We start from the raw sequence: 26,926 nt of genomic DNA, 5'->3' as shown, positions 1-26,926 counted from the left end.
ACTGAGAAGTAACTCCATCCATTTTTTGTCTGGCAAAAATTGTCTTTAAACTGTTGCCGATCTGTGCTCCGCCACGTTTTGTCACTTCTTCGAGCGTTGCAATTACGCCTGAAAGCTCGTTGTAATCTAATCCAGCGTTCGCCGCACTCTGAGCCGATCTCATAAATCCTTTGGCTATTTCTTCAGCCGTTGCAGGAGTAGTATTTGATAATTCATTCCAACTATCGAGTATCTTAGTGGATTCGCTCCACTCCATATTCATTTGGTAAATTGTTCCAGTTAAATATTTGACGGCATCATCTGTCTTTTCTATATCTGCAACTGTAGACATTAATAATGCCGTGTTTCCGAGCAACTCAATTTGAGCAGCGTTATTTCCTTGTTTGGCTAACTCTGAGTAAGCAGCCGTTACTTCTCTTAAGCCTTGAGCATATTTATTACTTGCTTCAATTGCATTATTCATAACACTTTCTATTGGAAGGGTATCTCCCGATACTTTCCTCATTGTTATGATTTCTTTGTTGATATCAGCAATTACCGATACTAATTCTCTACCGGCACTAATACCACCAGCAAACAACGTTCCAATCGCAAACCATTTTGCGAACTTCATGAAAGCATCGCCGGTTGTATTTATGCTTTTTCCTAAGTCGTTAGAGGATTTTGTAGCATCATTCATACCTTTTGAGGCGATATCAACTTGCTTTTTAATCCGATTTCCATCTATAACATTTGTTTTGCCCAATTGTGCGTATTGTTTTTCTACTCGTTTTAAATCAGCATTTATTTTTCTTAAGCTTGCTTGATCTATACCAGCAATTCTTAGTGAAACGTCTTTGCCTATAGAGTTTAAATCACGCTGAATTTGTGTCTTTGTCTTTGCCTTATTCAGTGAGCCACCAAATAAGATATTAAGGCTTTGCGACATTAATTACGCTCCTTTACACGAAAAAATGCGTTAAGTAACCAATGTGATAAACACTGACTACTTAACGCATTTTTAAATGCGCTATATTCAATTACTTGTTCAAAGTTTTAAGAAATTCTTCTTGCTGCTTTTTAGCGAGTCCACCTAAGCGAGTAATCTCTTTCGCTAATGCATTAACTTTATTTGTTGTCTTATCAATACTTTCTTTCGAAAATTCGGCAATGATTTTTGCAAAATATCCAGTGTCATGTAGCAAACTCATTACTTCTAATTTCTTTTTAAAATCTTTAACCTTGGTAATGTCTGTAAACTCAAAGATAAGCTCCAAAAACATTACGGCTGATCCATTTCCTTCGCTGGCTAAACTAATTTTAGCTTTATGAGCATCATCAATATCTTTAAAGTAAGCTAATACCGCTTTATCAAGTCTAGAGTCAGAAAAATTAGGGTGAACATGAAGGTGATAACCCTCACCTAGTAATACTTTCTTTGTATCGTTATAACCAAATCGACTAACCTCGTTCTTTAAAGCTGCTAGATTTAGCTTTTTTGTTTCCATCTGTTTTACCTCTGTCATTTAATCGTCTCCTTATATACCCTCACAGTATTTTGATACATATAAATTAATAGCCTCTTTTACTTTTTTAATCTCTTCGCAACTAAAGAGATCGTCAAACACCTCTCTAAATTCTGAAGAGGTTAAAAAATCATTGTAATGTTCGTACATTTCTAAATCAGTTCTAGAAGAGCTAGAATACATATCTGAACAACTCATTGCGATTATGTATTTAATTAAGTTATCTCTTTCCTCTCCCACAAACCTTTTCATTCTAAGTTTGTTGAGTTTGTGAAACACATCAAGAAAAGTGAACTTTAAGTGTTCGATAACTTGCGGTGTAAAATTAGCTGAATCTAGATAAAGTATTGATTTACCTTTTGCTCGGTAATTAGATACTCTTTGATACTCTCGTGTATTAAAATCAGCAAAATATAAATGTTCCATCGGTATTTCCTTTCATGAATAATTAAAGGAGGGGCTATTAACCCCTCTCAATTTATTATGTAAGTGGGATTTCTTTGATTGTTCCAAGTTTCTTAGTGTTAGGGTTAAGTAGAACTTTGAAGTTTGCTTCTTGAGGGGATGCTTCACGTTCAGATCCAGTGTTAATTGCGAAGTTTGCTGAAGGTTTAACTCGTGGGAAATCAAATTGCAGTTCTGAAACAGGTTGTGAATCCTGATTAAGCTTAAGAGTCGTAAGCACGATACGTACATCTTTAGGGAACTGGTCAATATTGATATCCAATTGTTTTGTATCTTCAGACGTTTCGTACTCATAAGTTAATACTTTAAGATCCTCACCTACTTGAACTCCACTAGAGAATTGGACTTCTTTACCCGAAAGTAGCATATTTGCTTTCGGAATTTGTTGGCCGTCTTTATCTACAATAGATAGATATTTTTCAGAAATCGGGGCATGTTTCAAAGTAACATAGCTCAAACTATCGTCACCTTCTTGAACAGTAACATGCTCAAATGAAGCGAAAGCAGTTCCTTTGCCAGTGACAATTTCTGTACCTACGTGTAGAGCAAGGTTTTCTAGGTTGAATACAGGCGTTGTAGAGGAAATTTCAATATTGGTATCGCCATTTAAAATTGCATAAATGTTGTTCCCTCGACCAGCTCGAACTTCATTTTCTGCCGTTTCTTTAGTGATATTAGACTCACTTAGAACATCTTTCGCAATAACGTTCCCTAGTTTATCGATAATTACCATTTCAAATACATCTGCTACTAAACTCATTTAATAATCTCCTTTAACGCAAAAAGACCTTACAATGTAAGGTCTGCGCTTTCTTTTTTATAATATGTTTACATCGCTTTCTTTCCTGAACCAATCGTCGTAAGGATTCCTGAATATATCGAACTTTTCTGCAAAGTGACTTGAAGGTACATCGCCATGACCAATCACATGAGAATTACGCTCAAAAAGAATAATCCTATTAACTCGGTCAAACTCAAATTCAAATTGTAGAATTGTATAATCCATTAAATCGTCCATACTCCTACCACTAAATGTTGTAATGGTAGTAAATTTTGCAATTAAGTCAATATCATTTTTCTTTTCTTTAGCCCACAATTGCTTTTTCATTTCAAACCACTTTTTCATGTGTTCATTCTTATATCGAGGCTCTTTATGTACAACTGCTTGTTTAAGAACTAATTCTCTAAAAGTCTCGTAGTTACCACTATGTAATGTGCCGCCTTTGTAAGTGATAGCGGAGCCAACATGATCTATGAGGACATCAATTTCGTCAACTTTCATTACAAGTTTAATTAACTCTTCAACATTTTGAGCTAAAGTAGCATTTTGGGTACACGAAGCACAAATTAATTCAAATAAAGTATGATTCTCAGACTCGATGTTGAAGTCCTCTTTTTCAAACAAGAGCCACCCGTGAAGTTCTTCAAATTTATCGTAGTCTTTAATCTTAATTTGGTGAACTGTACCGATACTATGAACATGAATTGGCTCACCTTTATAATGTTGATAGTCAGTAATTTCACTAACTTTATTTACAGAAATCATTTGTAGGCTCCACCTCCTATGCCAATATCGAAATCGATAGCATAAGTGGAATAGCCCTCAACTCTAACCGATTCTTTAAGATCACCGGCTTGAATTAACTTAAACTCTTTAAATCCTTTCGCTTTCACAAATAGCAACTCACAGATACGTTTAAAGACAAGTAGCTTACGTGTATCTTGAGAAAAGCTATCATGGATCAGGATTTCAATTGTATATATTTGAATGCCTAGTGGAGAATTTTCATTTGGAAGGGTCTTTGCAGGATAAAGCATGATGCGATTATGTGGGGTTTTATCTTTAGGAGATAAATCGGACGTTCTTTTTTCGGGAACAATCAATTTCTCTATGAGTTTAAAAAACTCAGGATCATTCCTGTTCACGATATTATCTCTTGTTTTTATATTGGTTACATCGTCCTCCATATTTTTAGCTTGATAAACGAGAAGTCTTACCAATTTTTCATCGTAGATTAAACGTTTATAAGCTTGACGAAAGTCATCAACAATATTTATTTATTTTCACCTCCTTACTGGGGACGAGTAGAAAATAGCTCGTCCAATCCGCTCTGATACTCTATGTAGTCCTTATAATCTTTAGTTCCATTTTGTAACGCCATGAAAAGCTTTGCTTTGTCCTCGTCCTCAAGAACATCGTAAAGCTTATCAGTTAGTTGTAGTACTGCTTGTTTTACTATTTCGTTTTGGTCGGTATTCACAGTCTTTGTAACCTCCCACTCGAAGACTTTCTTTCACACATTCTATCTCGCCAAGTAATAAATCTATACCTTCCTCTACTCTGTCATGGTGAGGAAAGATCCCTTTATAGTGTCTGTTGCTAATGTATTGTCCAACGTGCGAAAGTAAACCTTCAAATGATTCACTTTCTACAAGGTAATCAACAAATTGTCCTACTGTTACTTCACTCATCTTTGTATCTCTATTAACCTTTTGGCTCAACCAATCCTCTCCTTTTGTAACTCAATTTTCTTCGCTTGATTATATCTTTTGCTGCGCCATCAATTGCATATTTCGGCATGTCACCAGCTTCAAATTTCCAAAGAAAGGTATCGAATTTTTTAAGTGGGTTATCATCGTATGGGGAAATTTTCTCGTAGTAATCTTTGAGGTTATTAAGTATCTTCTCTTTAAGTTCAGGGGCATTTCTTTCTAGTTCATAAGCTATATGCAGTAACGCATAATTATCTATTTCTTTCCTCATGTGTTCTCTTATACTGTGCACTCTCCTGCTGAGCGTATTTTACTAGCAAGCTTTTTCACAAAATCTTTTTCAAGATGCTTTGCAATTGTATTAAGTTCTTCTTGACTCACCCTTACATTCAGTTCGCCTTTACGCAATTCTTCTAATTCTTTTTTAAGTTCAACATTTTCATTCAATGCTTTAAATAACCTGTCGTAGTAATGTCTATCTATAACAACTGTATCTACTTCTACCAAGCCGCATACCTCCTTTAAATTGGTCTCCCTAATGAATCATATTGCATTTTTCTTACTGCTTTTTTAGTTTGTTCAAGGTTCATTGTGTCCTCGCTCAACCTTTTTAAAATAATCTCCATCCACAATTGCGAATCACTTGAACTATCAATATCCTTTTCAATTTCTTTTAATAGTTCCATTGTTTGCAATTCTTCAGGTTCAAATTGTGATAATTGCTCTCCTAGGAACGAAAAAAGTAAATCTGCAAGTTTCACTCTCTTTTTGTAACGATCTCTTTCTGATTTAAGTTTTTTATATTCTTCTCTTTCATTCATTGATCTCAAGTTCAACCTATCGTATTCCCTCACATCCATAGTGACGGTTGTTGGTTGATACGGTTGTTGATTGTACATACCTTTCACTCTCCTTTTGGTTATATTTTGGCTGCGGGTGTAAATGGGCGTTGCGTACTTATCTAACTAACGTTTCTCCAATATCTGAATTAATTCGTAATGACTTTTAATATTCTTTATTGTAGTAAAACTTCTTTTAATTGCTTTAACTAATGGTTTAAATGAACGTTCCTCTATTGCTACATTTAAGCCTTTTTTATAAATCCAAATGTAATCTTTAAATAATGTAAAGTAGAGCTTAATTACTTTCATTTCTTTATACCATACCAATTCGTCTACCATGAGCGTCATATTCATACACAGCACATGTACAATGATCGTCTGAACAACCGTCTTCTTCGTCAGTTTTCTTATCAATATTCTCTATCAAAAAATCGATTTTTTCATTGAAAGCATCACGCATTAACACAAGAGCTTTCTTATAATTATTGATTGCAAGCTCTGCCTCTATTTTTCCAATTTCAACAGTTAAACTTTCATTACTAAGACTATCTGTTGCTTTAACAACATCTTTAAGAGTTGCAGCATACGCTTTAACTTCTTCCTCATTTTCTTTTAGCAAATCGCTATAATCAACTTTAATCTCTCGTTCTGTTAACTCGTCAAACGCTCTTGCCACGTCCATTAATTCTAAATATTCATCGGTGTTAATTGTTACTGTTCCCATAAATAATCTCTCCTTTTATCTCTCATTTTTTATTTATAAAATTATTCGTTCAGGTTCTTTTGGAACTACATAAGGAAATTCAATCGGAGTAAATGATTCTTTACTTTGAAACCATGTTTCTCCGCCATCATCAGACACAACCTTTGCTTCGATATCGTAAGCAGTTGCATTGTCATAATGCATTCTGAAAACTGATGAACATCGTTTATTCTGTTGCATCTGCATCCTATCTTTTACGTCATAAGGCTCTCCCCACTCGTCTTCTTCACCAGTAAGAGGTGTTACCGGCTTAAAATCAAGCAACCTCTCAAGAATGGATAAAGAATAGCTTGCCGTAGATCCTGAGTGACCTTGTTCAGAAAATAATTTTACAATTTCTAAAATCCCTTTATTAATTTCCTGTTGCATTTCGTCATTCTCTCCACCTAAACGTTTCAACTCGTTTTTAGCGAATTCTAATGAACCCATTTCAACACGCTCCTTTTATCTCATCATGTATTTTATATTTTTAATTTAAAGGTATTAAGATAGGTTGTGGAAACTCCTTCAGAAAACACAACCTATCCGATGTCCCATCAAGCATCATCGCAGCTCTCAAGGACTTGGAGTAAGAGGAGTACTAACCCTCTTACACATACGGTACAATTCGTACTGACCCGAAGCTTCCCTCGGAATCAAATGCTAAACTCATTGAACTGAGTTCGAAAGTCGTTGTGCCTAACCTTATATTTATAGACCGAGGATAAACGGGGCAGCCCTCATACTTGGAGGAATTAAGGCCGATGCGGTCATGGCTTTAAAACTGACCAATAAGGTTCTTAATTAAAGCAAAATCATTATCAGATTCTTGCAAAAAAGTTCTTATATTGATTTCCTTTTCTTCGACCTTTTGTGTATACGGATGATTTAAAAGAAATTCTACAATGTCTGTCCAAGTATCGTAACTGACACTCGTCTTGCCATTTATAAGAGAACTCATTAAAGTGTTCGACTTGCCAATCCCTTTTGCAATATCTGATTGCTTGATTCCTGTTTTTCTTAGGAACATAGCAAATTGCAAGCCTTCATTTTCATTTAATCTCATCTCCTTTCCCTCCTTTAATCGTTCAATATATTTCTGTTTCAATGATTACTTCATTATCTAGCTTTCTATCAGTCCAGTATTTCATGTATGGGAACATCTCAGGAAATACTAAATACCATGTACCGCCCTTATGCCTACGATAAGACTTGAGTTTTGATAAGTGATATTTAGTTGAATGTGATATAGAATCAACCAACCTATAAACCAATTAACCACCTAAATTCTACTTAATTTTATAAAGTGTAACAATTTAGTTTAAAATTTCAGTTTTATAGCGAAAAAAAATAGCCGATCGCATAAGCGACCGAGCTTAAGAGTTTATATAGTTTCTTCCCATAATGAACAACTTTATATAGATTGCACGTATTCAGGTTACGTGAACTGTACATACGATAAAACCGTTATTTCATCCTATTTGAATAAAACCACGATTTTGTTGAAGCGTGTGAGAGAACAAAAGGTGCAGAGGTTAATCCTCTACACCTATATAAGCACCTACCGACAGCTTTTACAATTTATTCCGAAAAAGCACAGTTATAATTAATCATATCAAACTTTTCGCTTTATTGTCAATAGATATTTTCATCTTTTTATTTTTTCTCTCTGCTTCACACTCTCGACAAGTTGACACGCATCCATCCTTACGGACTTTTACACTGTCGGGAATGTTACGAGTATGATTTCTCATTGACCTGTCGCACTTTTTACATTTAACAATCAACGTATCACAATTCTCTTCATCGTACTGGTGTGCAACTTTCTTACTGATTCTCTCAACCATACGCTCAATAAATCGCTTATCCTTTTCGCCCTCTTCAGGCACTAACTCTTGATATTTCTCCACTGCCAAGTAATATGGATCTTCATCGTAGCTTTCATCCTCTAGCAACACTCTAATAATTTCTTGCTCTACTTTCGTAAAGGTTGTGCGCTGTAAATAATATAAAAACTTCTCTAACTCTTGTTCAATAATTATCTTGTCCTCGACTGCTGCATATTTTCTCGCTTGAATTGCTAACCAGTGATAAGTAGTCTCGTAATAATGCTCTCGATCCTCATCACCCTCATGATAGATTTTATAATTCACCCTTTTTGCCTGAAACATCATTTGAACATCTTGAAAATCACTAAAGTTATAACCTACCAAATGCATATATTCTACTGGCTTCGGTGAGATACCATTAGCAGGTATTTGTTTAGCAAGGTCTTCATAAACTTTATATTTTTCGGATTCCAAGGAGTTAATTTGATTATTTAATGCTAAATTATATAAGTCCTCGGATAACAATGTAAGTTCATGCTCTTTAAAGTATTCCTCGCTACCTTTGTTTTTCTTCAGATAGTCCTTATAGCTTAAATGATTTGCTTTTACGTCCTTAATAGCCTCAAGTATCACATCGACATCTTTATATGTCTTTTTATTGCCCACCTTCGCTATTCTATCTGACCTGTCAAAGTTATATTCTATGTTTAAATTTAAGTGATCCGTATGTATAAACGAATGATTTTTTCTTTCAACGTCAACCATATACTCTTTAATTTTTTCATTGTAAGCCTCGGCAGATTTCCTTTTGTCAAAATTATAACGTCTAGTCCACTCATCAATTTGGAAATAATGATTTGAAGGTGATATTGTTTTTTCAAATCGCTTACCTGATTCTTCATCATGGAAAAAGCATTCACGTACAAGATTATTTTTACCCTTAGTCTTGCTAAGTAGCTTATACTCTTTAGGATCTACCATATTGAACACCGTCTGATTGAATAATAGCCGTGTTGCGTATCCCTGTAACCTTTTGTAATAAGGCTTATTCTCACATAATGCCTGTCTTTTGTTTTTTCGTCCATTCTCTAATGCAAACCTAGCTGTTGATTGATAAAGAACAAAATAACCGTTTGGATCGTCAATCAATTCCTTGATCTCGTCTTTTACAACCATTTCTTCAAACTGACATTCGTATGCATCTGTTAGCATTAATCCGCTAGGCTCAAAATACTCATGCTCAAGTTCTTTATATTTATCGTAAACTTTAGTTGTCATACTCATAAGATTATCTTTGCACTTAGCAAAATCCTTATCAAAATGCTCTGCTGGTACATAATCATTGTAAGTCTGTTCAAAAGTTAAATTCTCAAGCTCAATATATTCGTGTTTATTTTTCGTCAATAAACATTACCCCTTGTCATTTTTATATTTTTAATTTAGTTGTTTGGTACAATTAACTTAGGAAAGCCATTTAGCTGATCCTCAGTAATCTTATATTTTTCCTTTATCGCTTTACTACACTGAATAAATCTCAAATCATATTTCTCTAGAAAAGCGCCAATACAATTTTTTATCATGTTCACCTTGTAATTATGTTGGCCACGAAAGTATAGCTTCGTCTTCTCAATCATTTCATTTTGAGTCGTCCAACCTTTGTTATGTATTGCATGTAAGCCTGTTTCTTCTAAGTATGAGACTATTTCATCATTCATTTCGGGAATTTTCTCTTTGCTAGTTTGAGGAAATACTCTATTCGCTTCAGATTCACCGTAATTTCGTAGTATCCCATCACGATTAATACTTTTGTTAGTCATTCCTCGATCCATCCAGTCTTTGCAAGCTACATCTAGCTCGGTGAAAAATTGATATCCATGTAAAGGTAACTGATACGTACTATTTATATATTTTACTCTTGTCTTTTCCTGTCTCGCCTTTTGAATTGCAAGCAGATTAGGAGGTACTTCAGATTCAGGTAGCTTATAAATCATCCTGAAGAATGTGAAGAATCCCATACGCTGCTTAGTTGTCGTTAAACCTTTATTAAATCGCTTGGATAGTGTACCCATGCTATAGTGCATCAGCAATCTAAATTCTTCATCACCATAGTTACCTATATCACTTGGAACAAACTCTTTAAAAATGTCCAGTAGCACGTAAAACTCTTGCAAGTATCCATTTTTACTCATAAGCTTATAGAAATTCGGATACATAGTTTCTAAATCGTCTGAACGCAACAAGGCTTTAAATTCCTCGATTTCCTCTTTAACTTGTTTCTGCAGATCTGATTCTAATATTTCAACTTGATAAACTTCTTGCAAGAACTGTCTAGCTTGCAATGCTGAACAATTTAACAACCTCTCGGTTACAGTCATTATATTGCCTACAAACTCATGTGATTCAGAGTGACACTTATATAACCAATGCCCTGTACCTGTATTAGCTTTATAGATACTGGCTGAAGGACTATCCTCATTGTGGAATATATCCAACAAGTTATAATGTTCAAATCCTAAGTAATGTGCCAAGTCTTGTTGCTTTATGTAGTTCCTAGCTTCTTCTACTGTATGTACTTGATGTGGCTCTGTATCTATTGCTTCTATTAATGCATTTATATTTCTATTCTTTATAAGGGTTATGTTTGATTCTTGGTTTAGTTGTTTAGGGGGTTTGGGGTGACCTATATATATACTAGTACCCTCTTCTGGGTCGCTCAAGACCCCCCTATCCAATTTCAGCCTATTAGAATAGTTGAACATGTGTTGAGAATGTCCACCATAAAATAACCTTGTTCCTTCAGCGCCTTTTTTATCGATAAGATACCTAACGACCTCACCTTTATCATTCTTGACGCTATAGCGATTCATAATTATATTTTCATAGAATTGTTTATATTGTTCTATGTCATAGCATGGCTTATCTAAGATCATCACAACCCGAAAACGGTGTTTATCAGGCATATGACTGAATGTTAAATACATAAAGGCTGCATTAGCCTGTAGAAACGGATCTGCTTTAGCTTGATCGATGGTAAATTCCCCTGAATCAAAGTCGAGCATAACAATTTCTTGACGTTTATAATTATCTTTATGATTTTTCTTTGATCCCTTTTTAAGAACACCAGCACCGATTGTATAGCCATTACTCAATGATCTAGCTAATTGACTTACAGGTATCTCAACCTCTTTATTTACAATTCTTGCTTGTATTCCTTTAACATCATCTCCTGTCGGCTTTTTGGTAAAAGCCCAATTATCCATCATCAATCTAACCTTATTATTCAAAAGCATTCCTCCAATTTTATATTTTTATTTTAATTAGTGACGTTTTATGGATATCACATACCCTTAGCATTATCTAAGTGACATTTTGTGGACTAATTTTTCAATTTGACTTTCATTACAGAACTTCTTTAAATAATTCATAAAGCCTATGTCCCTTAAAACTATCCAATATCGCTGATTATTTGTCCTCATAGCTTGAATCACATAAGGCCTGCCAGTATCCTGTAGATACTTATTGATTGATGTATGGCTCTTTAACAAGCGACCACGCTCATCCTTTACTTGTGCAAGCTGTATAAGATCATCCTTTTGCCATCCGTATAAATCGTTCCCTATATTTTCTTCGAGATAAGTACTCAAACTATCCAAATAACGTCACCTTTCCTTTTTTATAGCGTTCAAGATTTAACAATGCCTGTTTAAGTGACATTCTAATTGGCTCTCGGAAAGGTATCTCATATGCATCCATAACCATTCCTAAATACGTCACTTCAGACAAATTATCACCGTACTCAACTGGTGAGTGATAGTAATAATGTTCATTAACTTGATACAGGTAGTACCGCTTATTGTCACTATACTTATAAAATGCTACTTGGTAGCCTAAGAGGGTCGCATTACCCTCTTTAACCATTTTCGCAAGTGTAGAGTCCTTAAGTTTGTATAATCGCTCTACGGACAACCTAGAGTGGTTTTTGCGTCCGCTTGAGAGCTTAGATTTAATTTTTCGATTTACTATGTAAAGTGATTGTCCAAGTGTTTGTTTATCCAGTTTTCGTCACCATTAACCTAAGACCTCATATAAAGCAAATAAATTAGAGTATGCGAACGTTAACGGGCTGATAGGCACTAGATGATGTTCTGCAGCCTCTATTAAAGCAATGTCCTCTTCGGCATCCTCTGCTATCTCATATGTGGAAATGCCTAGTTTAATACGCTCTGTCCTTAATTCATTGGCTGCAACCATTTCATTTACAATCATTTCGTTAAATGCTTCATCTTCGTATTTATATTTTCCTATATCAATAAGAGACTGTAGGGACAACTCCTGTGGTTTCATGCTTAACAAGTCGTCAACTTCGCTTGTTTCAAATAGCTCTTTCATAGCATCCGAAACCGTTTCATTTTCAGTCACACCATGAATTAGCTCTATATCGTGAGCCAGTGCAAGATATTCTTTGATAAGGTCAAAGTGCTGTAATTTAGTGTTAATAATAAATTTATACTCTTCAGGCTCTGTAATATTTCTCAAGTGCAAAACAAAGCTTTCATAGTATTTCCAGTCATATTCGGGATCATCAAGGTACTTTAAAACATTCTGAAAATCGTCACCGTATGGATTTCCGTCCTCAAATAGATAAGTTCCATCTTCCATGAACCCAACTAGTGCTTGCTCCCTGCTCTCTCTAAGTTCTTCCATTACCTTATGAATATATTCTCCACCAATTTGTACAGCTTGCTTATAGTTGTCCTCTGTTAAAGCTTGCGCTCTATAAAGTTGAATTAATTTATCCTCTAATTTGAAAATCAGTTCCTCTTTTTGTTTGTTATTCAATATTCATTTCTCCTTTTATGTTTTATATTTTTAATTTAATGCGGTGTTTCAAGTACAGGTGGTTACAAGAAAGATTAAGATACTTTATTCCTTAATCTAACTCTGCTCTCTAACAGGCATATTCCAATCATCATCCCAGCAAAATAAATCATCATAAAGCGTAAAGTTTCGTTTGGCATTGCAGATTGTATGATTAGCATGAAATAGGCTATTCCGAAAACAAGCACCTGAATAATTTTTCGTTTATATTTATTTAGCATTAATCCATCCCTTTATTTTATATTTTTATATTTATATCTTGCTTTTTTGTCGAAAACCCTGTATATTAGCGTAAGTTGATTAAATAAAACGTTGCTTTCATTACACCTTAACCACCCCCTTTATTTGATTGGATTAGACCAGTTGAATAAATTTTACCGGTTAATTCATCGAAATAATTTAAAGTCATTTCTTGTGGATGCTTCGAGCTTCTAGTAAGTCGTAAATGAGGCAATAAAATGGATCTAAATGACTCATTATGACTTGAATAAGAAAATTCAACATCCAAATACTTCCCTATACTGCAATTTTCAGCATAATCACGTTCTTTCTTGTAAACCTCATCCTTAAGGTCGAGGCCTATTTGACGTTGTTCGATAGTTGAAAAATCATCCAAAAAATTAGTATGCAAAGGCATCCAAACGTCTGCTGGCATATCATGATAGCGGATCTCGGTTGTAACTTGAGTTAAGCGCAAGGTAGCTCTTATCTCGAATTCATCATTTTTATAGCTGGCCGTATATATCTTGTACATTAAATCGCTCTCCTTTAAATGAGGTGAGCTTTAACTATAACATAAATTGTAACGTATGTTCCACTAGGATTAACATATGTTCCACTGATAGTGTTAAATAATAACCTCATCTAATGATTGAGGTTTACCGAATGAATCCTGAAAAATATCTTCTGCCACATTTTGAGCCTCTACACTTGTGTAGTACTCAGCATAAGCTTGAATTTCCTCGTCCACTACTCCACCTCCATTTGTTTTATATTTTTTATTTTATATACTGTCGTAATCGTCAATATTAATTGACTCAGCGATTATTTCATTTGAGCGTATCGCATCCACCAGTTTGTGATAATTCAATAGCATGTGGCGAACCTCAGCTATGCTTGGATTGCCTATGCGTTCAAAGTCACGATCGCTCATTGTGTAGCTGCGTTGCTTAAGCCTGTCCATTGGGTCAACAGATGGCCGACCTCTTCTCGCCATTTAACCTCCCCTCCTTCATTTTATATTTTTCGTATCTCTTGCTATATTTAATTTAACATGTTTAATAGAAAAGGACAACCCTTTATTTTATATTTTTAATAAAAGATTTTTTAAGGAGTTTGTTTTTTTTTTGAATTATGTCATAAAACCCCTATAAATTAGGCTTGTTCAGAAAATAAACACACTGATTTTGACTTCTCAAAAAGTGTTCATCTTATTACTCACAATAATTCTCGGCGTATTACTCACATTAAGAGAACTGGATCGGTGGATTACTCATGTAATTACTCATTAAATGAGAAGTCGAAAAACAGAGTTTCAGAAAAGTTTCATTGTAATGCTCAATAATTTCCCCGTTTTGGTGAGCGTTAAATCAGATAGACATAATGTCCATCTGAAAAAGTGAGTTCAAATTATTTGAATCCTAAATTAAAGGGAAGTTATTTCCGCTTGATATCAAAGGAACATAATGTTCGTTTGATTTAGGATTGCCAAAAAGTGAACGGAAATAATTTCCCTTCTGAAACTCAAATGGACATTATGTCCACTTGAAAACACAATTACCCATCGAGCCAACTTAAACTTGGAACGAAATCGGGCACACTGGCAGAATTTCGTTGAGCCTTTTCAAATTTAAACTCTTTAAGCTGCTCTTGTGCTACGAACTTATCAAGGATCTTACGGAACCAAGCTTGTACATTGTTAATTTTAATGCCCTGTTTAGCTGCATCTTCCATTTTTGAGTAGAACAATCTTAGGATAGTGTCTTCCTGATTAATGAACGAACGTGAATAAGGATATTTATTATTACGTTCTTGTTTTTTATAAAAATCGGTAGCAACTTTTTGAGCTACTTTATTAACCTTTGAAACTACTGTTCCAAAAGGATTTTTAGGTACATCAGAATTAGTTTCTGCTGGGACTTCTGAAAGGATCTTATCGGTTTCAGAAAGCTTGTCCAACTCCAAAAATGACGAGTATCTACTATATAAAGGATGGTCAGTAAATAAATACACTGGCTTCCCCTTACCGTTATGATTTGGGGATCTACGATAAAGCTTAACGGCTAACCCATTCTTAACAAGTTCCTGTAAACGTCTATGTACGGTTTTAGGATTCATATCATGTTTGTTGGCCAAGTATTCATAGCTGGCAAAGATTACGCCTTTATCTGCTGCACTCCACAAACAATAATCAAGTAGCTTTTTTGTTTTACTTGCTAATCTGTCCCATTTATCTCCAAACGATTTTTTAACGTTCTCCATAAGTGACAACTTTAATTCTTGTTGCTCTGAATGATTTTTACAAATTGAATAAGTGGATTTGATAAATTGAAATTGCTCTGAGGTTAAGAGTATGTTGCTTGCCATTAGATTTTGTCTCCTTAATGAAAACAAAAAGAACAATGTGTTCGCCAAAAAATCAGCAAAAACATTGTCCTAATTCCTTGAATACGAAGTTTTTCTATGGTAAGATTAGACCATAGTTAACTACAGCATAAAAGGATCTTATCGCAAGTGTTTTCGCCAGTCAGAGTGGCTTGAAGACGGTTAAGGAGTGCTTCCAACACAACTTAACAGCCGATGAGGTTCTTTTTTTGCGTTCTCGTTTCGTATTTGATGTACTTATAATAGCATTATCCACACCTTAAGTAAAACGAAATTTGGCGAAAAGTAGAAATCTGTGGATAAGTAAGCCTATACATAGAATACTTGGCTCATTATCCACAGATTTTAGGACGGAAATTATGTCCCTCCTAAAATAATTTCACTTACCCTAATCTTTAGTAAAAAGAATAGGCGGTTGGTTAACTGGTTCTATGCGAACCTTAAGTGGTCGATAATTAGGATTTTTAATGGTGATAACGTCATTACTGGACTCGCTATTGAGATCCGCTTCGATTAGTTTCAAAATGTAAGACGTGAAATCCTCTATATTTTCGATATGCTCCTTAACTCGTTTATCTGTTTGTGTAATATCAACGAAACGTCTCTTCATTCTGACCACTCCCCTATGCTATTTTTGAGTCTTTGCTTTGAATTACTCGAAACGGTAAACGCTTGCTCAAAGTGTATTTGTTTTCAGTTATGATCCACACATGAGGAAAAACAGGATTATTTTTAGGCTGCCAAGTTAGCTGTTTCCATTCTTTAGAATGAAAGTATTGTTCGTACCTACTCATTTTTGCAGTAAATACCTTGCCACTATATAAGTTTCTTTGAATCTCAACGAAAAATGGAGACTTACGCCATATGACTTGGCAATCCACCTCTACAGTTCCTTTACTGCCAAGCTTTGGCTCAACCTCAAATAGTGTAGGCTTCTCTATCTCACATAGCTCCCTATAAAATGATACGATGGCCAAGAAATGAGGTATCTTGGTGCTGTCAGGACGTAGCTGCACGTCAGAATGCACGTAGCAATACATACGCCGGTCGGTAATGGCTCTAATTTGCCCATCACGTTTTAGCCGTAATAGGACTGCATTGCAGTTAGCTGTAGGGTGCTTTAAGCCTTGAAAATGCAATTCTTCAATATCCTCTCTTGTCATTACTCGAAACCTCTTTAAATCGCTTAATATAGCCTTATCTCTCGCTTTCATCACTATCTCCCTCCAATAAACCGAATATACTTTCCTCCTGCTTGATTGGTGCAGATACCCATGCAGGCTCCGTATCGTCCAATACAGCGACTTTAGGCTTATCGAGTATAAAAGGTTTCAAAAGTTTTTTAGCTTCGGTGTCGCTTAAATATGGGGCTTGGATTTCTTGGATTTCATTGAGAGCTAGGATAAACCTTCCACGTTGTTCCATAGTTATCTTATTTGAACCCGGAGTGCCTATGATCTTAGCGTTACTGGCATCTGCGGCACGAAATCCCATCCGTACACTTAGATTATTTTTTAATGCCCCTTCCAATAATTTACTATCTGGTCTCTGCATGGCAAGGATCAAAAAACAGCCAAGACTGCGGCCTATACTACTTATTATTTCAAGTATTCTCATGGATTCCTTTTCATCTTTCAATAGAACAACTTCATCTATACAAATTAAAATGTAAGGTGGTCGAATGTCTTCAGGCAAGTGGTCTATATGCATAGCTCCATATTCGTTTAGCAGATCCCCTCGTTTAGTCATTTCATTTTCAATTTCAATCAACAAATTCTCCGTACCTTCTTTAGTAAAGGTCAGTGTTTTCACATGTTCAATGTTGCGTAGAAAATGGAACTCTGAGCGCTTGAGGTCGCTGGCGAAAATATGCAATTTATCAGGGCTGCACGACTGCAAAAGCGTTGCAAGAACGCTACGGATAAAAACACTCTTGCCTGAGCCTGTTTGACCTGCTATAAGACAGTGAGGGTACTCAACCATATCAAACGCTACGATCTCACCATATAAATTAGCTCCACAAAGTACAGGCAATGCATACTGCGTTAATTTTTCCTCATACTGCATATAGTCGTATTCTAGCTTGGTCGGTAGTCCTTGATTGTGAATAGTGAGTACAAATCTTTTGTTGTCCTGCACAAGCTCGGTATTAAGACCGAATGCATTTTCAAACAACCATTTCTTTTTTAAAACATCAGAAGGTGCTAATCCCATTGGCACTGTAAAGACGTACTGCGTATACCTTTCAAATACTTTTGCAGAATGAATTTTTGGGTAAATATATTGTGTATTTGTACCATTGCGATATTTCAAATGAAGTTCTCCTGCACGAAATACTTTCACTAATTTACGTTTTAGATTTAATGCCGTGAACACTGCATAACCTCCTTATAGCAATGGATTATTAAGGACAAAATAAACCAATCCACCTGTTAAAAGAAAAGGCAAAGCTATCTTAGTTACCATTGCGATACGTTCAGCGATGATGACTGCACTATTACTAGCCATGTGTCGTTCCAACAATGCACTGCCTACTGCAGCGATTCCAAGCCCCACAAGTAAGCCATAACCTCTAGCAACTACCGGTGATAAATGAAGAATTCCATCCAAAGAAATTACAGTATTCATGTATATCCTCCTTTAGTTTGGGGCATATAATTCACTCCGCTCGACTACCCCACTCTCGCTGCGCTTTAAACAATTCTTTTAAATCCTATTAAATAGCCTTAAATCACCTCTTTTTTAGGTTGATATACTTTTAAACCAACTTTTAGAGATACTTTAGTAGCTACATAGTCTAATTTATGGGCATAGCTTGTCCTTGTTTCTTAAAATTTCTGCAGTGTTGAATACTTTTTTGGATTCTTGGTCAGACTGGTTGAAAACGCTGGGGAGAGGGTAATATGTTTTTGGGGTTATTTGGATCGGGATTAGGTCGGCCTAGAAGTAAACTTGGTAAGTGGTTAGATAAGCGTGGAGTGAGCCAACAATGGCTTGCTGAAACTTCAGGGGTTAGTAGGAGTACTATAAGCACCCTTTGCACGGATGATGACTATGAGCCGAGTAGTAAGACGATTAAAAAGGTTATTAAAGCTCTAAAGATATTGGATGCAGATATAACTGCAAGCTTCTTTTTCAACGATTAAAAAGGCCACACATATAGTGTGACCGGTTAATTATAGAATTATGAGAAATAAGCAGTAGCAAAGCAAGCTGCAAGCACAAGTGTACCTGCTGCAAGCCAAGCCAATTCACCGTAAGTCAGACGAATATTAATCATGGCTACGTCCCTTCTAACGCTTGCCCGATCCCCGTTAAACTGCTATTATAGAAACAACGTATGAGAGTTTAACGACTTTCAGGGCGCTTTAGGATGTATCAGCATCCTTTGAGCGTCTTTTTATTTTGTTTTGAATTAAAGATTTTCCTTCGCATATGCAATATTTTTAGCAAGTACACTCTTTATCTCTTTAGCTGTATAGCTCTTATCATCGTCATAATAGCTAAACTGCCTCACAAGAACACGTACAATATACTCGTATTGCTTTGCTGTTAAAGTCTCATCAATCCCCATATCTGCAAGGGCTTTAGCTGTCTCGGCTTTGATTATCTCAACATCGTCTTGCATGAAACCCCTCCTATTTTAGCTAATTAAAAACCTCTTAATGCCTTTTTAAATATTTCCTCTATTTCTTCAGAGGTATAAGATTCCCTTGAGCTTGAAAACCAGCCAACCAAAAACTCAAATGCGTTAGCTCTATCCTCCTGAGAAATTTTGTCCTTATTGTAGCCAATACGCTCTCTAAATTCATTTAATTCCTCGTCAAATTGATCTCTCATGCTATTTACCTCCTTTATTAGTAGCTGAATTAGCGGTTTTGGTCATCATAGCTCTCTTCTGCTTCTTAATTTCCTTTTGCCTCTCTTCCTCTTCCTTTGCTTCTCTAGCCAGTCTTTCAGCTTCTTCTTGCTCATTATTAGATGATTGCCCTGTTTCAGCAGGAGGATTTAAATCCCTACCGCCACGATCTAAGTTTGAAGTGGCCATATACTGACCAATTTTAAGCATTAAGTCGTTTGGATCGTCCACATTAAGCATCTTTTCTAAACGATTATAAGCTGAAAGTCTGTCTATAAGCTTTCGTTGCACTACGCCCCGTGGAATAGGTATAGACTTGTCGTCTTTACCACCCCTAGCTTGTTTTTCAAGTGAATTAATAAGGTTATAAGCCTCTGAATCAGTAAGCTGATTAATGTATAACTGAATCTTCTTTTGATCCTCTTTCTTTGCCACCGGCTTATTATTCTGTGTCATTAAACTCATCTTCTTTCGCTTGGCCGAACGCAAAATACCCTTTTATATTAGCAGTTTGAGGCTCTTCGATAAAAATATAATGGTTATTATCGTTTCCTTCTTCGTTCATAATGAAATCAAATAGTTCCTGACTACCTCCACCAGTCCAAATTACGTTGTCATAAGTTGTAAGATCCAACTTATTTTCTGTAATGAATGCTAATATCAAATCAAAATGGTTTCTAAAAATTGCACGTAACTGTTTTTCATACTTTTCTCTAATGCTGATACGTGATCCTTTGTATTTTAGCCCTTTTTCAAGTATTTCAGTAATACCAATTGAACCAAACTCAGTTCTATCATTAAAATCTTCACGTAGTAATGCTGCAACATTGTTATGTGCCTCTTTAATACCTAAATCATTTCCGATATCTGTCACAACGGCTTGCCCATTCAATTCTGTTATATCTAAAGTGCCATGCCCCACATCTATCACAAGCACAGAATCACCTGTGTCGATATCTTCATCTATCGTATAAAAGTAAGTACCTAGTGGCTGTGGGAGAACGTGGACATTCTCTATCTCAATATAGATTTTCTCACCATTAAATAAGAAAGTATGCTCACCCTTAAATGACTCTAGCTGGTCGATACGGCTATTAAAATGGCTCACAGGGAGTCCTGTTACTAAATGAGGAATACGAGTAGATTTTCTAAGATCCTTTGCTATCGTAGAAAGAAATAGCTGTCTAAATTGTTTGCTACTGTATCTCTCAGCAGATTCGGAAACCATTGCTTGTGAAACATTTTTAACAAGGTTTTTAGCATGATTACCAATTATAATGGGATCTCCATCCTCAAACTCAAAGATATCAACTTTGGCATCTGACCAAGTTGGGTTATAGACAGCGAATACACTTGGATCTACTGACATTTTATCCTTCCACATACGTTTACTAAAACCATTACCTAGATCGATTGCATAAGGTGTTTCTAATGTTTTGACAGTCTTTTTAGTCAACTTCATCGCCTCCATAATTCTAACTTAATTCAAGTATATATGATGCGTATATGGAAGTAAAGAGGTTTGTTAGAAATTTAATTCAAATTCAAATCAAAAATATATGTAAATCGACTTTACAAAGATTTGGATTCGGTTTATAGTAATACTTACCAACTCAGACAAACACAAAAAAGCCCACCAATTAAGCCGTTAAGCTCAACCAGTGGGCAGATGTTTCTATTATGTATTCTTATTAGGAGGTGTTTCTATAGGAATGAACTTACAAAGGTCAGCAAGATTATAATCGTTACGCTTAAACGTTATATTCTGTTGTGGGTCACTTGGATCATTAAGGTACTCACATATTTCACATAGCGTTTGAAGGTTAACAAATTCCTTATCATATTTGAATTTCTTAATTGTTTTATAAGAGATTCCTAATTTAACTAGGTGCGTTAATTCTAATCCGGGTTCGGCCAGTATGGTACGCAAACCTTCATAGCTGGGTCTAGTTTTAAGATTTTTAGGTCTATGATTTTTAGGTATATCTTCATTTTTGGACACAATTAACACCTCGATTCATTTTCTTGCAAAAATATTATTGACAAGACTTACCAAGCTAAGTATATTGAATTGGAACATATGTTTAGTTTATCGGCAAAAAGAACCAGTTATCTTAACGTATGTTACAAAAAGGTTCTACAACCTAAAAAATGCCCCAATGAGGGACTAAGGAGAATGTTTATGACAGTTGTACAAATGGTTAAAGGTGCTCGTATCAATCAGGTGAGTGAAGCAGTAATGACAACACACATTGAAATGAGTTTCGTTACTTTTGAAGATGTAAAAATCACTCCTGAAGGACTTGGAACAATTGAAGTTAGCTACCATCGTAACGGTTCATTAGTTTTTGTTAAATACACCGCCGACCAGTACGGAATTAAACACGTTAGTGAAAGTCCATTTGAAGAATACCAAGAATGTGTTGAGCATGGCGAATATCCTTTAAATGGTGAAATGATCGAAGGTCGTAAATTTGTAACTTTGTACTTAGAGCTTAAAGAGAAATATCTATTTGCTGCCGATACCAAGCATGAGTATGAAACACAAGATTGGTTTGATTGCAGTTGTGAAAAGCATTACCGCACGTTCAAGAATCCATTAGTCCAATTTATCGACACTTGGGTTGGAGAACTAGAGATTGAAGGTAACGAAACTGTAGCCTATAAATCTGAAAAACTTGGAAACACTCATTTTAAAGCGAGTTTTGAATTTAACACTGGTTTCTTATCTCATGCTTTGGTCATTGACTACTTAGCAATTGAGACCAATGACCAAAGTGAGCAAGAGAAACTTGCAAAGATGTTGCTAGTTGACTCATATGTTCAAGCGGGTGCGACCACCGAACAACTTGCCAACTATGAGACTAACTTAACATTAATTTCGGTTGAAAAACAATAAATAAATATTGCTAAATCATGTAAGAGTATCTTGGGTGCGACCTCGATGCTCTTTTTTTGTTGCTCTTATGTATATTCTATGTGGACAACTCCAACGTTAGTACGAAAACTTTATAAAGTTTGAACTGTAGGTTGTGTATAACTTGTTCACAAGGATTATAATAAACTAACAGATTAGTAAATACAAGCTAAATTTATTATTTTTATGCTAAAATTCAAGAAAATAGTACTAAATACTTACACTTAGGTGGCGTTTTTTGTAAGGTATGTACTAATTATGATACCCTTAGTTGCATAAATTAAACATATGTTTCAATAAATTTGTAGAATTAAACAAAAAAAAATACCCCTAACTCAAATAGAGCAGGGGTTAGTTATTAATATTTTTAAGAGTTACCGCTTTATGATCGTATTCTAAAACCTCATAATCGATTCTTGATACTTTAGACGGGTCGTTAAGATTGAGGTATATTTTAAACTCTTCGGCTTCACCAGCGTCAACAATCTCGGTTAGTATTTCGTATTCCTCAGTATGGAATATCTCGTTACTGGCATCATATAAAGAAAATTTAACCGTTGGCCATGCGATTTGCCTAGTTTCATTATCATTAACTACTGATCCCGTAACAGAAAATGTGCTGCTAGTGGCATTAAAATCAACGTCTTTAAGATTAATATTTTTAGCAGCCTCTTGATAAACAGCGTCTGATTCTGAGCTATCAGTTTCTGCCGATGTGTTAGAACAAGCTATAAGCGTGATTGAAGTGAATAAGATAACTCCAAGTTTCTTAATCATATAGACCTCCTTTATTAGAACATATGTTACAAATAGTATACTATAACTTGGTTTCGTTGGATATAAATATAATATTTAAATACGGTATGTGAAATTTATAGGTATAAACAAGAAAAAGCCCCTCGATACCAGCATGTGCCGATAAAGAGGGGAGTGAGCTACTAAGCTTTGCAGATTAACGTAATGATGCCTTGCTTAGTAAAGTCTCTAGATTCGATATTGTATGTGCTATCGCCAAATTTTAGCGAATAAGAACCTCGATTGAAGTGTTCTTTGTTTTCTGCGTTATCTTGCACAATTACATTGATTTCACCTGTATCAACTCTAATTTGGACACCTTCTACACGGTAGGTTGCATCTAAAATAAGAGCAGGGACTTCTTTATTAAAAGCCTCTCTAGGTAAATCGTTAGGGTCGTAGCGCAAACATTCAATCGGTCTACCTAATCCATCTCGTCTCCAATCAAGGCAAGTACCGTTTGAACCTTCAACATTTATAGATAGAGAGAAATTAGATGGTCGCATAATACCCTCGTACTTATGTTTATGTTCCTCAACAATATCGGATAAGATAAACCATTTCTTATTGTTCCAGTCTACAAGATCTCCACGCTTAAATTTATAATCAGTCTCAATTTCTCGTACATCTTCAAGCTGATTAGTACTCTTTGTAAGATCGCTTATGATAGCTTGGCAAGGAACGTCACCAATAAATACTGGTTCGCCTAAGTCTCTAAGTATTCTTTGAAAATTAGATTTAGCTCTATTTTTTAGATTTGATAAGGCGTTGAATGTTACCAAGAGGTATCACCCCATGAAATTGTATGAGTTCGCTTAGTACGCCTTACTTGATTACTATTGCCTTTATATAGATATCCAACTGAAGAATCGGAATCATCCTCATGTAAATCACGAGTGTTAGCAATTTTGCGTTCAAACTGTTTGATACGGTTTCTAATATCTGCAGAAAAAGAGGAAAGTGTTTGATCCTTCTCACGAATAGAACCGAAGTTTTCAGGATTGTTAGAGATATCGTTCAATGCATCGAGTGCTGCATTATCAATAAGGTATTTAGTTTGCTTGTCATACTCGTAAATGTCAGTAGGATTCAAGCCTTGCTCAAGCAAATAAACAGAAGCATTTTTTTCTAAGTCTAAGCCGAGTGTCAGTTTAAATCGTTCCAGTAGAGTAATTGGTTCCATTAAATCATTCCTTTTCTAATTTGTACGTAAGCCAGCTCTTGCCATATCTTCTTTAAATGCTTGGCGAAGACGAGGGGAGTTCTGCAGCTCACGTTTCGTATTTTCTATAAATGGTCTTGGCCGGTTAGAGTATTCAAACTCAAATGAGTATCCACGTCCGTATTCAATCTTTTCAGCAATCGAGCGACCAAACTCGTCTTTACGGTCAGAGCGAACAGAAATACCTTTTTTAGTTTTATGTACTGACCAGTCATTGAGTAATTTGTAAGTACGGACATATTGCATTGGCTGATAAACGGAATAGACATCAGAAATAACATGTTCCTTGGCCGTATCAATTATCGTTTTAGCTACTTTGGAATCTTTACGCTGAATAGAGGAAATGGCCAGGTTTTCAATATGTGCTAAGGCTTCATCTATAGAATTAAAGTTCTTCATACGTATCAACCCCTTGAACAATACCACTTGCATGAATACAAAAATCCTTAGCCATTCCTTCAGCATTATGAAGAATCACACCAGTATATAAACCTAAAGCGTCCTGTACGTAATCGACAAAGGTAAATGATTGCTCAGTCGATCCGATTAGTTGAACATTTACTGCAGGAGGGGAGATGTAAGGATATTCAAAAGTGTGAGAGGTGATTTCATTAGTGAAGGGGAGAACAACATTTTCAGTGTAGTGGGTATTTATGAAAAACCCATTAAGAGTGATACGAGGGATTTGCAAAGATAGCTGCTCAATTTGTGTTTTTAGAAGCTCAAGGGATTCATCTATAGGAGACAAGTCAGGTTGATCCTGTTCCAATTGCTCAATTTTTAATCTTAATGCATCAATTGTTGTCTCAATAGAATCAAGATTAAGTTGTTGGCCATTCCATTTTTCACCGTCATGAACCTTCACTTCTCCAGTCTTAGGATTAGTCCAAACCATGTTAGGCTCAGGATGCAAAGGCTCATCGTCAGATACTAAATGTTCAGATCCATTAACACGACCAATAAACTCTAATTTCTCAGAGGGTCGGTATGGCATGTAATCATCTAAATCATCCATTAGAAACCTCCTTTATAGAGAAATAGCAACGCTTAGGAAATTTAAAGTTATATTCGTCAACAAAATCAGCAAAGTTAGGGGAAACTTCAAAAGTTACATTGTAACCTTCAGGAATATCAAACCACTTAGTAAAGGTTTCAAGTATCCGTTGAGAGCTTCCACCAACAGTTGTAGTTTCACTATGCTTAACATGATCCTTATTGTAATTAATCTGCACACCTTGGTCATTATAACGAGGCGTATTTGCAAACTTGATTACTTTTTCATGAGGGGCATAAACAGAATCAGCAATAAAGAAATCATGTTCGCCAACTGAAGAGTGGATATATTCAATTTCGTTGTTTTTGGTAGCATAATCAAATTTCATATCGATACGTACTTTCGGCATGAGTTCACACCTTTCAATTTAAATTTAGAGGGGAGAAAAATCGAAAAATTTTTTAGCCCGTGTCTCTTAGTTAGTTGCGCCAAAATTTACCAAAAAGGGGGTAACGTATGGTATTAAATGTATATCAGTATCCTTGCCTATGATCGCTACCTATAGACTGGTCACATACTGAGCCTTGTTATTTACTTCGCATAACATAACTTATGCGAAATCTTTTCTCTTTTTACCTATACTTATGCGAAGTAAAATGTTATAATTTATAGTATCAGATAGGGTTTTGAGGTTGGCTCAACGAGGACTCAACTTCGCATAACTTATTACACGAAATGGAGTGGTCAGAATGGAGAACATAAAAGAATATAATCATGAACTTGTAGAGGAATTTATCTTTCAATTACGTAAAGCCGAGAACACTAAGAAATCGTATCAACGTGACCTTTCATTGTTTAGTGTTTACTTGGCCACTAATGATATCAAGATTGATTCCCTAACGTATGACACTGTTCAAATGTTTATCAATGGTTTGGAAACCGGTAGGGTTAAAGGGTTGCAGGGTAAGAAGCTAGGCTCATCAACAATCAATCGTATCTTTGCTGCCATTTGCGCCTTTGCTAAGTATAGTGGACAATCGGAAGCAGTGTATGACATAGACATCAATAGACCAACGGATATAAACAGTGTCGCTCCCAAGTCATTGCCTTTTAATAGCTTAGATAAGATTAGATTATCTATTGCCAACAACCGAAAGGCAAGCTCTCAAAGGGATGTAGCTATACTGGATACCCTTATAAACACTGGCATAAGAGTGAGTGAGCTTGTTAATCTAAAGCTATCTGACATAACATTTGATACTGATAAAGACACAAAAGAAAGAACTTACTACTATCATATAAGAACCTCTAAAGGTAAAGTAAGCAGGAATATACCAGTTAAAGAGAAGTTCCACAAGTACACTCAAAGGTATATCAATAGCCGTAATGATGATTGCGAGTACCTTTTTGTAAGTCAAAGACAATCTAAATTAACTACACGATCCATACAATTACTGCTTAAAAAGTATGATGTGACACCTCACCAGTTACGCCATACATTCTGCTCAGGACTTAATGAAACAGGCTCAAGCATAAGCGATATAGCTAACCTAGCTGGTCATACCAACATAGAAACAACGAGACGATATACACGTCAAACCCTTGCACAGCAAGCGGATGCTATAGAAAAAGCACTCTCACGATAGGTGGGAATGCTTTTTTTTGCCTAATTGAATGTAAAATTTTGTATATTAATCTGAAAATAGACCACTCGCAGCCATTAAAATTAAAAAATATTTAGTGGGTAACAGGCGTGTGTTTGTAGCTCTAATATCTACGCT

The 26,926-nt window shown here is 35.6% G+C and carries 40 protein-coding genes; 3 read left to right on the top strand and 37 right to left on the bottom strand.

Going from position 1 to position 26,926, the window contains the following annotated elements:
* From ACQKKO_RS19890 to ACQKKO_RS19765, 26 genes are all read right to left on the bottom strand, one after another.
* A partial coding sequence (locus ACQKKO_RS19890; RefSeq protein WP_498650243.1) for a phage tail tape measure protein occupies window positions 1-928 on the bottom strand: 928 nt, incomplete at its 3' end.
* A gap of 91 nt (window positions 929-1,019) precedes the next feature.
* Window positions 1,020-1,505: a YomO family phage-derived protein gene (locus ACQKKO_RS19885; protein WP_359698857.1), complete on the bottom strand. Its 486-nt coding sequence runs from the start codon at window positions 1,503-1,505 to the stop codon at window positions 1,020-1,022.
* A 12-nt stretch (window positions 1,506-1,517) separates the two neighbouring features.
* Window positions 1,518-1,931 carry a hypothetical protein gene (locus ACQKKO_RS19880; RefSeq protein WP_359698860.1) on the bottom strand — a complete coding sequence of 138 codons (414 nt, stop codon included), beginning with the start codon at window positions 1,929-1,931 and terminating at the stop codon, window positions 1,518-1,520.
* 55 nt (window positions 1,932-1,986) lie between these two features.
* Window positions 1,987-2,730: a YomU family phage tail tube protein gene (locus ACQKKO_RS19875; protein WP_359698862.1), complete on the bottom strand. Its 744-nt coding sequence runs from the start codon at window positions 2,728-2,730 to the stop codon at window positions 1,987-1,989.
* A gap of 57 nt (window positions 2,731-2,787) precedes the next feature.
* On the bottom strand, window positions 2,788-3,516 hold the full coding sequence (locus tag ACQKKO_RS19870; protein WP_359698865.1) for a hypothetical protein: 729 nt from the start codon (window positions 3,514-3,516) through the stop codon (window positions 2,788-2,790).
* Entirely contained in the window at window positions 3,513-3,971 is a 459-nt protein-coding gene (locus tag ACQKKO_RS19865; RefSeq protein ID WP_495259675.1) for a hypothetical protein, read from the bottom strand. The genes ACQKKO_RS19870 and ACQKKO_RS19865 overlap by 4 nt, the downstream gene beginning before the upstream one ends.
* 207 nt (window positions 3,972-4,178) lie before the next feature.
* Window positions 4,179-4,472, bottom strand: a complete 294-nt coding sequence (locus tag ACQKKO_RS19860; RefSeq protein ID WP_359698871.1) for a hypothetical protein — start codon at window positions 4,470-4,472, stop codon at window positions 4,179-4,181.
* On the bottom strand, window positions 4,456-4,734 hold the full coding sequence (locus tag ACQKKO_RS19855) for a hypothetical protein (RefSeq protein ID WP_359698873.1): 279 nt from the start codon (window positions 4,732-4,734) through the stop codon (window positions 4,456-4,458). Before ACQKKO_RS19855 ends, ACQKKO_RS19860 begins: the two co-directional genes overlap by 17 nt.
* An 8-nt stretch (window positions 4,735-4,742) precedes the next feature.
* The gene (locus tag ACQKKO_RS19850; RefSeq protein ID WP_359698876.1) at window positions 4,743-4,970 is read right to left on the bottom strand and encodes a hypothetical protein; all 228 of its coding nucleotides are present in this window, start codon (window positions 4,968-4,970) and stop codon (window positions 4,743-4,745) included.
* 14 nt (window positions 4,971-4,984) lie between these two features.
* Window positions 4,985-5,362, bottom strand: coding sequence for a hypothetical protein (locus tag ACQKKO_RS19845; protein ID WP_359698879.1), 378 nt, complete (start codon window positions 5,360-5,362; stop codon window positions 4,985-4,987).
* Window positions 5,363-5,618: 256 nt separating this feature from the next.
* The gene (locus ACQKKO_RS19840) at window positions 5,619-6,029 is read right to left on the bottom strand and encodes a hypothetical protein (protein WP_359698882.1); all 411 of its coding nucleotides are present in this window, start codon (window positions 6,027-6,029) and stop codon (window positions 5,619-5,621) included.
* 33 nt (window positions 6,030-6,062) lie between these two features.
* Window positions 6,063-6,497 carry a hypothetical protein gene (locus ACQKKO_RS19835; protein WP_359698885.1) on the bottom strand — a complete coding sequence of 145 codons (435 nt, stop codon included), beginning with the start codon at window positions 6,495-6,497 and terminating at the stop codon, window positions 6,063-6,065.
* A 328-nt stretch (window positions 6,498-6,825) separates the two neighbouring features.
* Window positions 6,826-7,113, bottom strand: a complete 288-nt coding sequence (locus tag ACQKKO_RS19830; RefSeq protein WP_359698888.1) for a helix-turn-helix transcriptional regulator — start codon at window positions 7,111-7,113, stop codon at window positions 6,826-6,828.
* Window positions 7,114-7,657: 544 nt separating this feature from the next.
* Entirely contained in the window at window positions 7,658-9,280 is a 1,623-nt protein-coding gene (locus ACQKKO_RS19825) for a hypothetical protein (RefSeq protein WP_359698891.1), read from the bottom strand.
* 35 nt (window positions 9,281-9,315) lie between these two features.
* Window positions 9,316-11,160, bottom strand: coding sequence for a hypothetical protein (locus tag ACQKKO_RS19820; protein WP_498650235.1), 1,845 nt, complete (start codon window positions 11,158-11,160; stop codon window positions 9,316-9,318).
* 69 nt (window positions 11,161-11,229) lie between these two features.
* Window positions 11,230-11,529, bottom strand: coding sequence for a protein-tyrosine phosphatase family protein (locus ACQKKO_RS19815; RefSeq protein ID WP_498650233.1), 300 nt, complete (start codon window positions 11,527-11,529; stop codon window positions 11,230-11,232).
* Window positions 11,522-11,932 carry a YkyB family protein gene (locus ACQKKO_RS19810; protein ID WP_359698941.1) on the bottom strand — a complete coding sequence of 137 codons (411 nt, stop codon included), beginning with the start codon at window positions 11,930-11,932 and terminating at the stop codon, window positions 11,522-11,524. The genes ACQKKO_RS19815 and ACQKKO_RS19810 overlap by 8 nt, the downstream gene beginning before the upstream one ends.
* 12 nt (window positions 11,933-11,944) lie before the next feature.
* Entirely contained in the window at window positions 11,945-12,715 is a 771-nt protein-coding gene (locus ACQKKO_RS19805) for a hypothetical protein (protein ID WP_359698897.1), read from the bottom strand.
* A 367-nt stretch (window positions 12,716-13,082) separates the two neighbouring features.
* Entirely contained in the window at window positions 13,083-13,508 is a 426-nt protein-coding gene (locus tag ACQKKO_RS19800) for a hypothetical protein (RefSeq protein WP_359698900.1), read from the bottom strand.
* Window positions 13,509-13,601: 93 nt separating this feature from the next.
* Window positions 13,602-13,724 carry a hypothetical protein gene (locus ACQKKO_RS19795; protein WP_359698903.1) on the bottom strand — a complete coding sequence of 41 codons (123 nt, stop codon included), beginning with the start codon at window positions 13,722-13,724 and terminating at the stop codon, window positions 13,602-13,604.
* Between the two features lie 33 nt (window positions 13,725-13,757).
* Window positions 13,758-13,970, bottom strand: a complete 213-nt coding sequence (locus ACQKKO_RS19790; protein WP_498650230.1) for a hypothetical protein — start codon at window positions 13,968-13,970, stop codon at window positions 13,758-13,760.
* Window positions 13,971-14,530: 560 nt separating this feature from the next.
* Window positions 14,531-15,340: a hypothetical protein gene (locus ACQKKO_RS19785; RefSeq protein WP_359698906.1), complete on the bottom strand. Its 810-nt coding sequence runs from the start codon at window positions 15,338-15,340 to the stop codon at window positions 14,531-14,533.
* Window positions 15,341-15,746: 406 nt separating this feature from the next.
* Window positions 15,747-15,968, bottom strand: coding sequence for a hypothetical protein (locus ACQKKO_RS19780; RefSeq protein ID WP_498650226.1), 222 nt, complete (start codon window positions 15,966-15,968; stop codon window positions 15,747-15,749).
* Window positions 15,969-15,981: 13 nt separating this feature from the next.
* Window positions 15,982-16,572 carry a replication-relaxation family protein gene (locus ACQKKO_RS19775; RefSeq protein WP_359698909.1) on the bottom strand — a complete coding sequence of 197 codons (591 nt, stop codon included), beginning with the start codon at window positions 16,570-16,572 and terminating at the stop codon, window positions 15,982-15,984.
* Window positions 16,556-17,734 (bottom strand): FtsK/SpoIIIE domain-containing protein, encoded by a 1,179-nt coding sequence (locus tag ACQKKO_RS19770; RefSeq protein WP_359698912.1) that lies wholly within the window; start codon window positions 17,732-17,734, stop codon window positions 16,556-16,558. Before ACQKKO_RS19770 ends, ACQKKO_RS19775 begins: the two co-directional genes overlap by 17 nt.
* Window positions 17,735-17,746: 12 nt before the next feature.
* Window positions 17,747-17,986, bottom strand: coding sequence for a hypothetical protein (locus ACQKKO_RS19765; RefSeq protein WP_359698915.1), 240 nt, complete (start codon window positions 17,984-17,986; stop codon window positions 17,747-17,749).
* Between the two features lie 275 nt (window positions 17,987-18,261).
* Between ACQKKO_RS19765 and ACQKKO_RS19760 the strand changes: the two genes are divergently transcribed.
* Window positions 18,262-18,504, top strand: a complete 243-nt coding sequence (locus ACQKKO_RS19760; protein WP_359698918.1) for a helix-turn-helix transcriptional regulator — start codon at window positions 18,262-18,264, stop codon at window positions 18,502-18,504.
* A gap of 269 nt (window positions 18,505-18,773) precedes the next feature.
* Here the strand turns inward: ACQKKO_RS19760 and ACQKKO_RS19755 are convergent, their stop codons facing one another.
* The 5 genes from ACQKKO_RS19755 to ACQKKO_RS19735 all read right to left on the bottom strand — a co-directional run bounded on the left by ACQKKO_RS19755 (window position 18,774) and on the right by ACQKKO_RS19735 (window position 21,219).
* Window positions 18,774-18,986: a hypothetical protein gene (locus ACQKKO_RS19755; protein ID WP_359698921.1), complete on the bottom strand. Its 213-nt coding sequence runs from the start codon at window positions 18,984-18,986 to the stop codon at window positions 18,774-18,776.
* A 23-nt stretch (window positions 18,987-19,009) separates the two neighbouring features.
* Complete coding sequence (locus ACQKKO_RS19750; RefSeq protein WP_359698924.1) at window positions 19,010-19,198, bottom strand: hypothetical protein; 189 nt, start codon at window positions 19,196-19,198, stop codon at window positions 19,010-19,012.
* A 1-nt stretch (window position 19,199) separates the two neighbouring features.
* Complete coding sequence (locus ACQKKO_RS19745; protein WP_498650222.1) at window positions 19,200-19,673, bottom strand: hypothetical protein; 474 nt, start codon at window positions 19,671-19,673, stop codon at window positions 19,200-19,202.
* Window positions 19,660-20,673, bottom strand: coding sequence for a ParM/StbA family protein (locus ACQKKO_RS19740; RefSeq protein WP_498650220.1), 1,014 nt, complete (start codon window positions 20,671-20,673; stop codon window positions 19,660-19,662). The genes ACQKKO_RS19745 and ACQKKO_RS19740 overlap by 14 nt, the downstream gene beginning before the upstream one ends.
* Window positions 20,674-20,895: 222 nt before the next feature.
* Complete coding sequence (locus ACQKKO_RS19735; RefSeq protein ID WP_498650218.1) at window positions 20,896-21,219, bottom strand: helix-turn-helix domain-containing protein; 324 nt, start codon at window positions 21,217-21,219, stop codon at window positions 20,896-20,898.
* 180 nt (window positions 21,220-21,399) lie between these two features.
* Here ACQKKO_RS19735 and ACQKKO_RS19730 point away from each other — a divergent pair, with 180 nt between their 5' ends.
* Window positions 21,400-22,116 carry a hypothetical protein gene (locus ACQKKO_RS19730; RefSeq protein ID WP_359698932.1) on the top strand — a complete coding sequence of 239 codons (717 nt, stop codon included), beginning with the start codon at window positions 21,400-21,402 and terminating at the stop codon, window positions 22,114-22,116.
* A gap of 369 nt (window positions 22,117-22,485) precedes the next feature.
* On the opposite strand, the gene ACQKKO_RS19725 is transcribed toward ACQKKO_RS19730, so the two are convergent.
* From ACQKKO_RS19725 to ACQKKO_RS19700, 6 genes are all read right to left on the bottom strand, one after another.
* Window positions 22,486-22,911 carry a hypothetical protein gene (locus ACQKKO_RS19725; protein ID WP_359698935.1) on the bottom strand — a complete coding sequence of 142 codons (426 nt, stop codon included), beginning with the start codon at window positions 22,909-22,911 and terminating at the stop codon, window positions 22,486-22,488.
* A gap of 161 nt (window positions 22,912-23,072) precedes the next feature.
* On the bottom strand, window positions 23,073-23,711 hold the full coding sequence (locus ACQKKO_RS19720) for a hypothetical protein (protein ID WP_498650216.1): 639 nt from the start codon (window positions 23,709-23,711) through the stop codon (window positions 23,073-23,075).
* Window positions 23,705-24,112: a hypothetical protein gene (locus ACQKKO_RS19715; protein WP_359698824.1), complete on the bottom strand. Its 408-nt coding sequence runs from the start codon at window positions 24,110-24,112 to the stop codon at window positions 23,705-23,707. The genes ACQKKO_RS19720 and ACQKKO_RS19715 overlap by 7 nt, the downstream gene beginning before the upstream one ends.
* A gap of 15 nt (window positions 24,113-24,127) precedes the next feature.
* Complete coding sequence (locus tag ACQKKO_RS19710) at window positions 24,128-24,550, bottom strand: YomN family phage-derived protein (protein ID WP_359698826.1); 423 nt, start codon at window positions 24,548-24,550, stop codon at window positions 24,128-24,130.
* The gene (locus ACQKKO_RS19705; RefSeq protein WP_359698829.1) at window positions 24,537-25,166 is read right to left on the bottom strand and encodes a hypothetical protein; all 630 of its coding nucleotides are present in this window, start codon (window positions 25,164-25,166) and stop codon (window positions 24,537-24,539) included. The genes ACQKKO_RS19710 and ACQKKO_RS19705 overlap by 14 nt, the downstream gene beginning before the upstream one ends.
* The gene (locus ACQKKO_RS19700) at window positions 25,159-25,554 is read right to left on the bottom strand and encodes a hypothetical protein (RefSeq protein WP_359698831.1); all 396 of its coding nucleotides are present in this window, start codon (window positions 25,552-25,554) and stop codon (window positions 25,159-25,161) included. The genes ACQKKO_RS19705 and ACQKKO_RS19700 overlap by 8 nt, the downstream gene beginning before the upstream one ends.
* Window positions 25,555-25,894: 340 nt before the next feature.
* Between ACQKKO_RS19700 and ACQKKO_RS19695 the strand changes: the two genes are divergently transcribed.
* Entirely contained in the window at window positions 25,895-26,791 is an 897-nt protein-coding gene (locus tag ACQKKO_RS19695; protein WP_359698832.1) for a tyrosine-type recombinase/integrase, read from the top strand.
* The last annotated feature ends 135 nt before the right edge of the window (window positions 26,792-26,926 follow it).

The organism is Alkalihalobacillus sp. NPDC127517 (assembly GCF_050276055.1).
Lineage (GTDB): Bacteria > Bacillota > Bacilli > Bacillales > Bacillaceae_D > Alkalicoccobacillus.
The sequence above is the reverse complement of the archived record's forward strand: the minus strand, read 5'-3'. Positions and strand labels throughout refer to the sequence as shown.

What these genes read in the sequence shown, in the direction of transcription:
- ACQKKO_RS19885 (WP_359698857.1), bottom strand. Translation starts at nt 1,505, where the DNA reads ATGACAGAGGTAAAACAGATGGAAACAAAAAAGCTAAATCTAGCAGCT.
- ACQKKO_RS19880 (WP_359698860.1), bottom strand. Translation starts at nt 1,931, where the DNA reads ATGGAACATTTATATTTTGCTGATTTTAATACACGAGAGTATCAAAGA.
- ACQKKO_RS19875 (WP_359698862.1), bottom strand. Translation starts at nt 2,730, where the DNA reads ATGAGTTTAGTAGCAGATGTATTTGAAATGGTAATTATCGATAAACTA.
- ACQKKO_RS19870 (WP_359698865.1), bottom strand. Translation starts at nt 3,516, where the DNA reads ATGATTTCTGTAAATAAAGTTAGTGAAATTACTGACTATCAACATTAT.
- ACQKKO_RS19855 (WP_359698873.1), bottom strand. Translation starts at nt 4,734, where the DNA reads ATGAGGAAAGAAATAGATAATTATGCGTTACTGCATATAGCTTATGAA.
- ACQKKO_RS19845 (WP_359698879.1), bottom strand. Translation starts at nt 5,362, where the DNA reads ATGTACAATCAACAACCGTATCAACCAACAACCGTCACTATGGATGTG.
- ACQKKO_RS19840 (WP_359698882.1), bottom strand. Translation starts at nt 6,029, where the DNA reads ATGGGAACAGTAACAATTAACACCGATGAATATTTAGAATTAATGGAC.
- ACQKKO_RS19835 (WP_359698885.1), bottom strand. Translation starts at nt 6,497, where the DNA reads ATGGGTTCATTAGAATTCGCTAAAAACGAGTTGAAACGTTTAGGTGGA.
- ACQKKO_RS19830 (WP_359698888.1), bottom strand. Translation starts at nt 7,113, where the DNA reads ATGAGATTAAATGAAAATGAAGGCTTGCAATTTGCTATGTTCCTAAGA.
- ACQKKO_RS19800 (WP_359698900.1), bottom strand. Translation starts at nt 13,508, where the DNA reads ATGTACAAGATATATACGGCCAGCTATAAAAATGATGAATTCGAGATA.
- ACQKKO_RS19790 (WP_498650230.1), bottom strand. Translation starts at nt 13,970, where the DNA reads ATGGCGAGAAGAGGTCGGCCATCTGTTGACCCAATGGACAGGCTTAAG.
- ACQKKO_RS19785 (WP_359698906.1), bottom strand. Translation starts at nt 15,340, where the DNA reads ATGGCAAGCAACATACTCTTAACCTCAGAGCAATTTCAATTTATCAAA.
- ACQKKO_RS19780 (WP_498650226.1), bottom strand. Translation starts at nt 15,968, where the DNA reads ATGAAGAGACGTTTCGTTGATATTACACAAACAGATAAACGAGTTAAG.
- ACQKKO_RS19775 (WP_359698909.1), bottom strand. Translation starts at nt 16,572, where the DNA reads ATGAAAGCGAGAGATAAGGCTATATTAAGCGATTTAAAGAGGTTTCGA.
- ACQKKO_RS19765 (WP_359698915.1), bottom strand. Translation starts at nt 17,986, where the DNA reads ATGAATACTGTAATTTCTTTGGATGGAATTCTTCATTTATCACCGGTA.
- ACQKKO_RS19760 (WP_359698918.1), top strand. Translation starts at nt 18,262, where the DNA reads ATGTTTTTGGGGTTATTTGGATCGGGATTAGGTCGGCCTAGAAGTAAA.
- ACQKKO_RS19755 (WP_359698921.1), bottom strand. Translation starts at nt 18,986, where the DNA reads ATGCAAGACGATGTTGAGATAATCAAAGCCGAGACAGCTAAAGCCCTT.
- ACQKKO_RS19750 (WP_359698924.1), bottom strand. Translation starts at nt 19,198, where the DNA reads ATGAGAGATCAATTTGACGAGGAATTAAATGAATTTAGAGAGCGTATT.
- ACQKKO_RS19745 (WP_498650222.1), bottom strand. Translation starts at nt 19,673, where the DNA reads ATGACACAGAATAATAAGCCGGTGGCAAAGAAAGAGGATCAAAAGAAG.
- ACQKKO_RS19730 (WP_359698932.1), top strand. Translation starts at nt 21,400, where the DNA reads ATGACAGTTGTACAAATGGTTAAAGGTGCTCGTATCAATCAGGTGAGT.
- ACQKKO_RS19725 (WP_359698935.1), bottom strand. Translation starts at nt 22,911, where the DNA reads ATGATTAAGAAACTTGGAGTTATCTTATTCACTTCAATCACGCTTATA.
- ACQKKO_RS19715 (WP_359698824.1), bottom strand. Translation starts at nt 24,112, where the DNA reads ATGGAACCAATTACTCTACTGGAACGATTTAAACTGACACTCGGCTTA.
- ACQKKO_RS19710 (WP_359698826.1), bottom strand. Translation starts at nt 24,550, where the DNA reads ATGAAGAACTTTAATTCTATAGATGAAGCCTTAGCACATATTGAAAAC.
- ACQKKO_RS19705 (WP_359698829.1), bottom strand. Translation starts at nt 25,166, where the DNA reads ATGGATGATTTAGATGATTACATGCCATACCGACCCTCTGAGAAATTA.
- ACQKKO_RS19700 (WP_359698831.1), bottom strand. Translation starts at nt 25,554, where the DNA reads ATGCCGAAAGTACGTATCGATATGAAATTTGATTATGCTACCAAAAAC.
- ACQKKO_RS19695 (WP_359698832.1), top strand. Translation starts at nt 25,895, where the DNA reads ATGGAGAACATAAAAGAATATAATCATGAACTTGTAGAGGAATTTATC.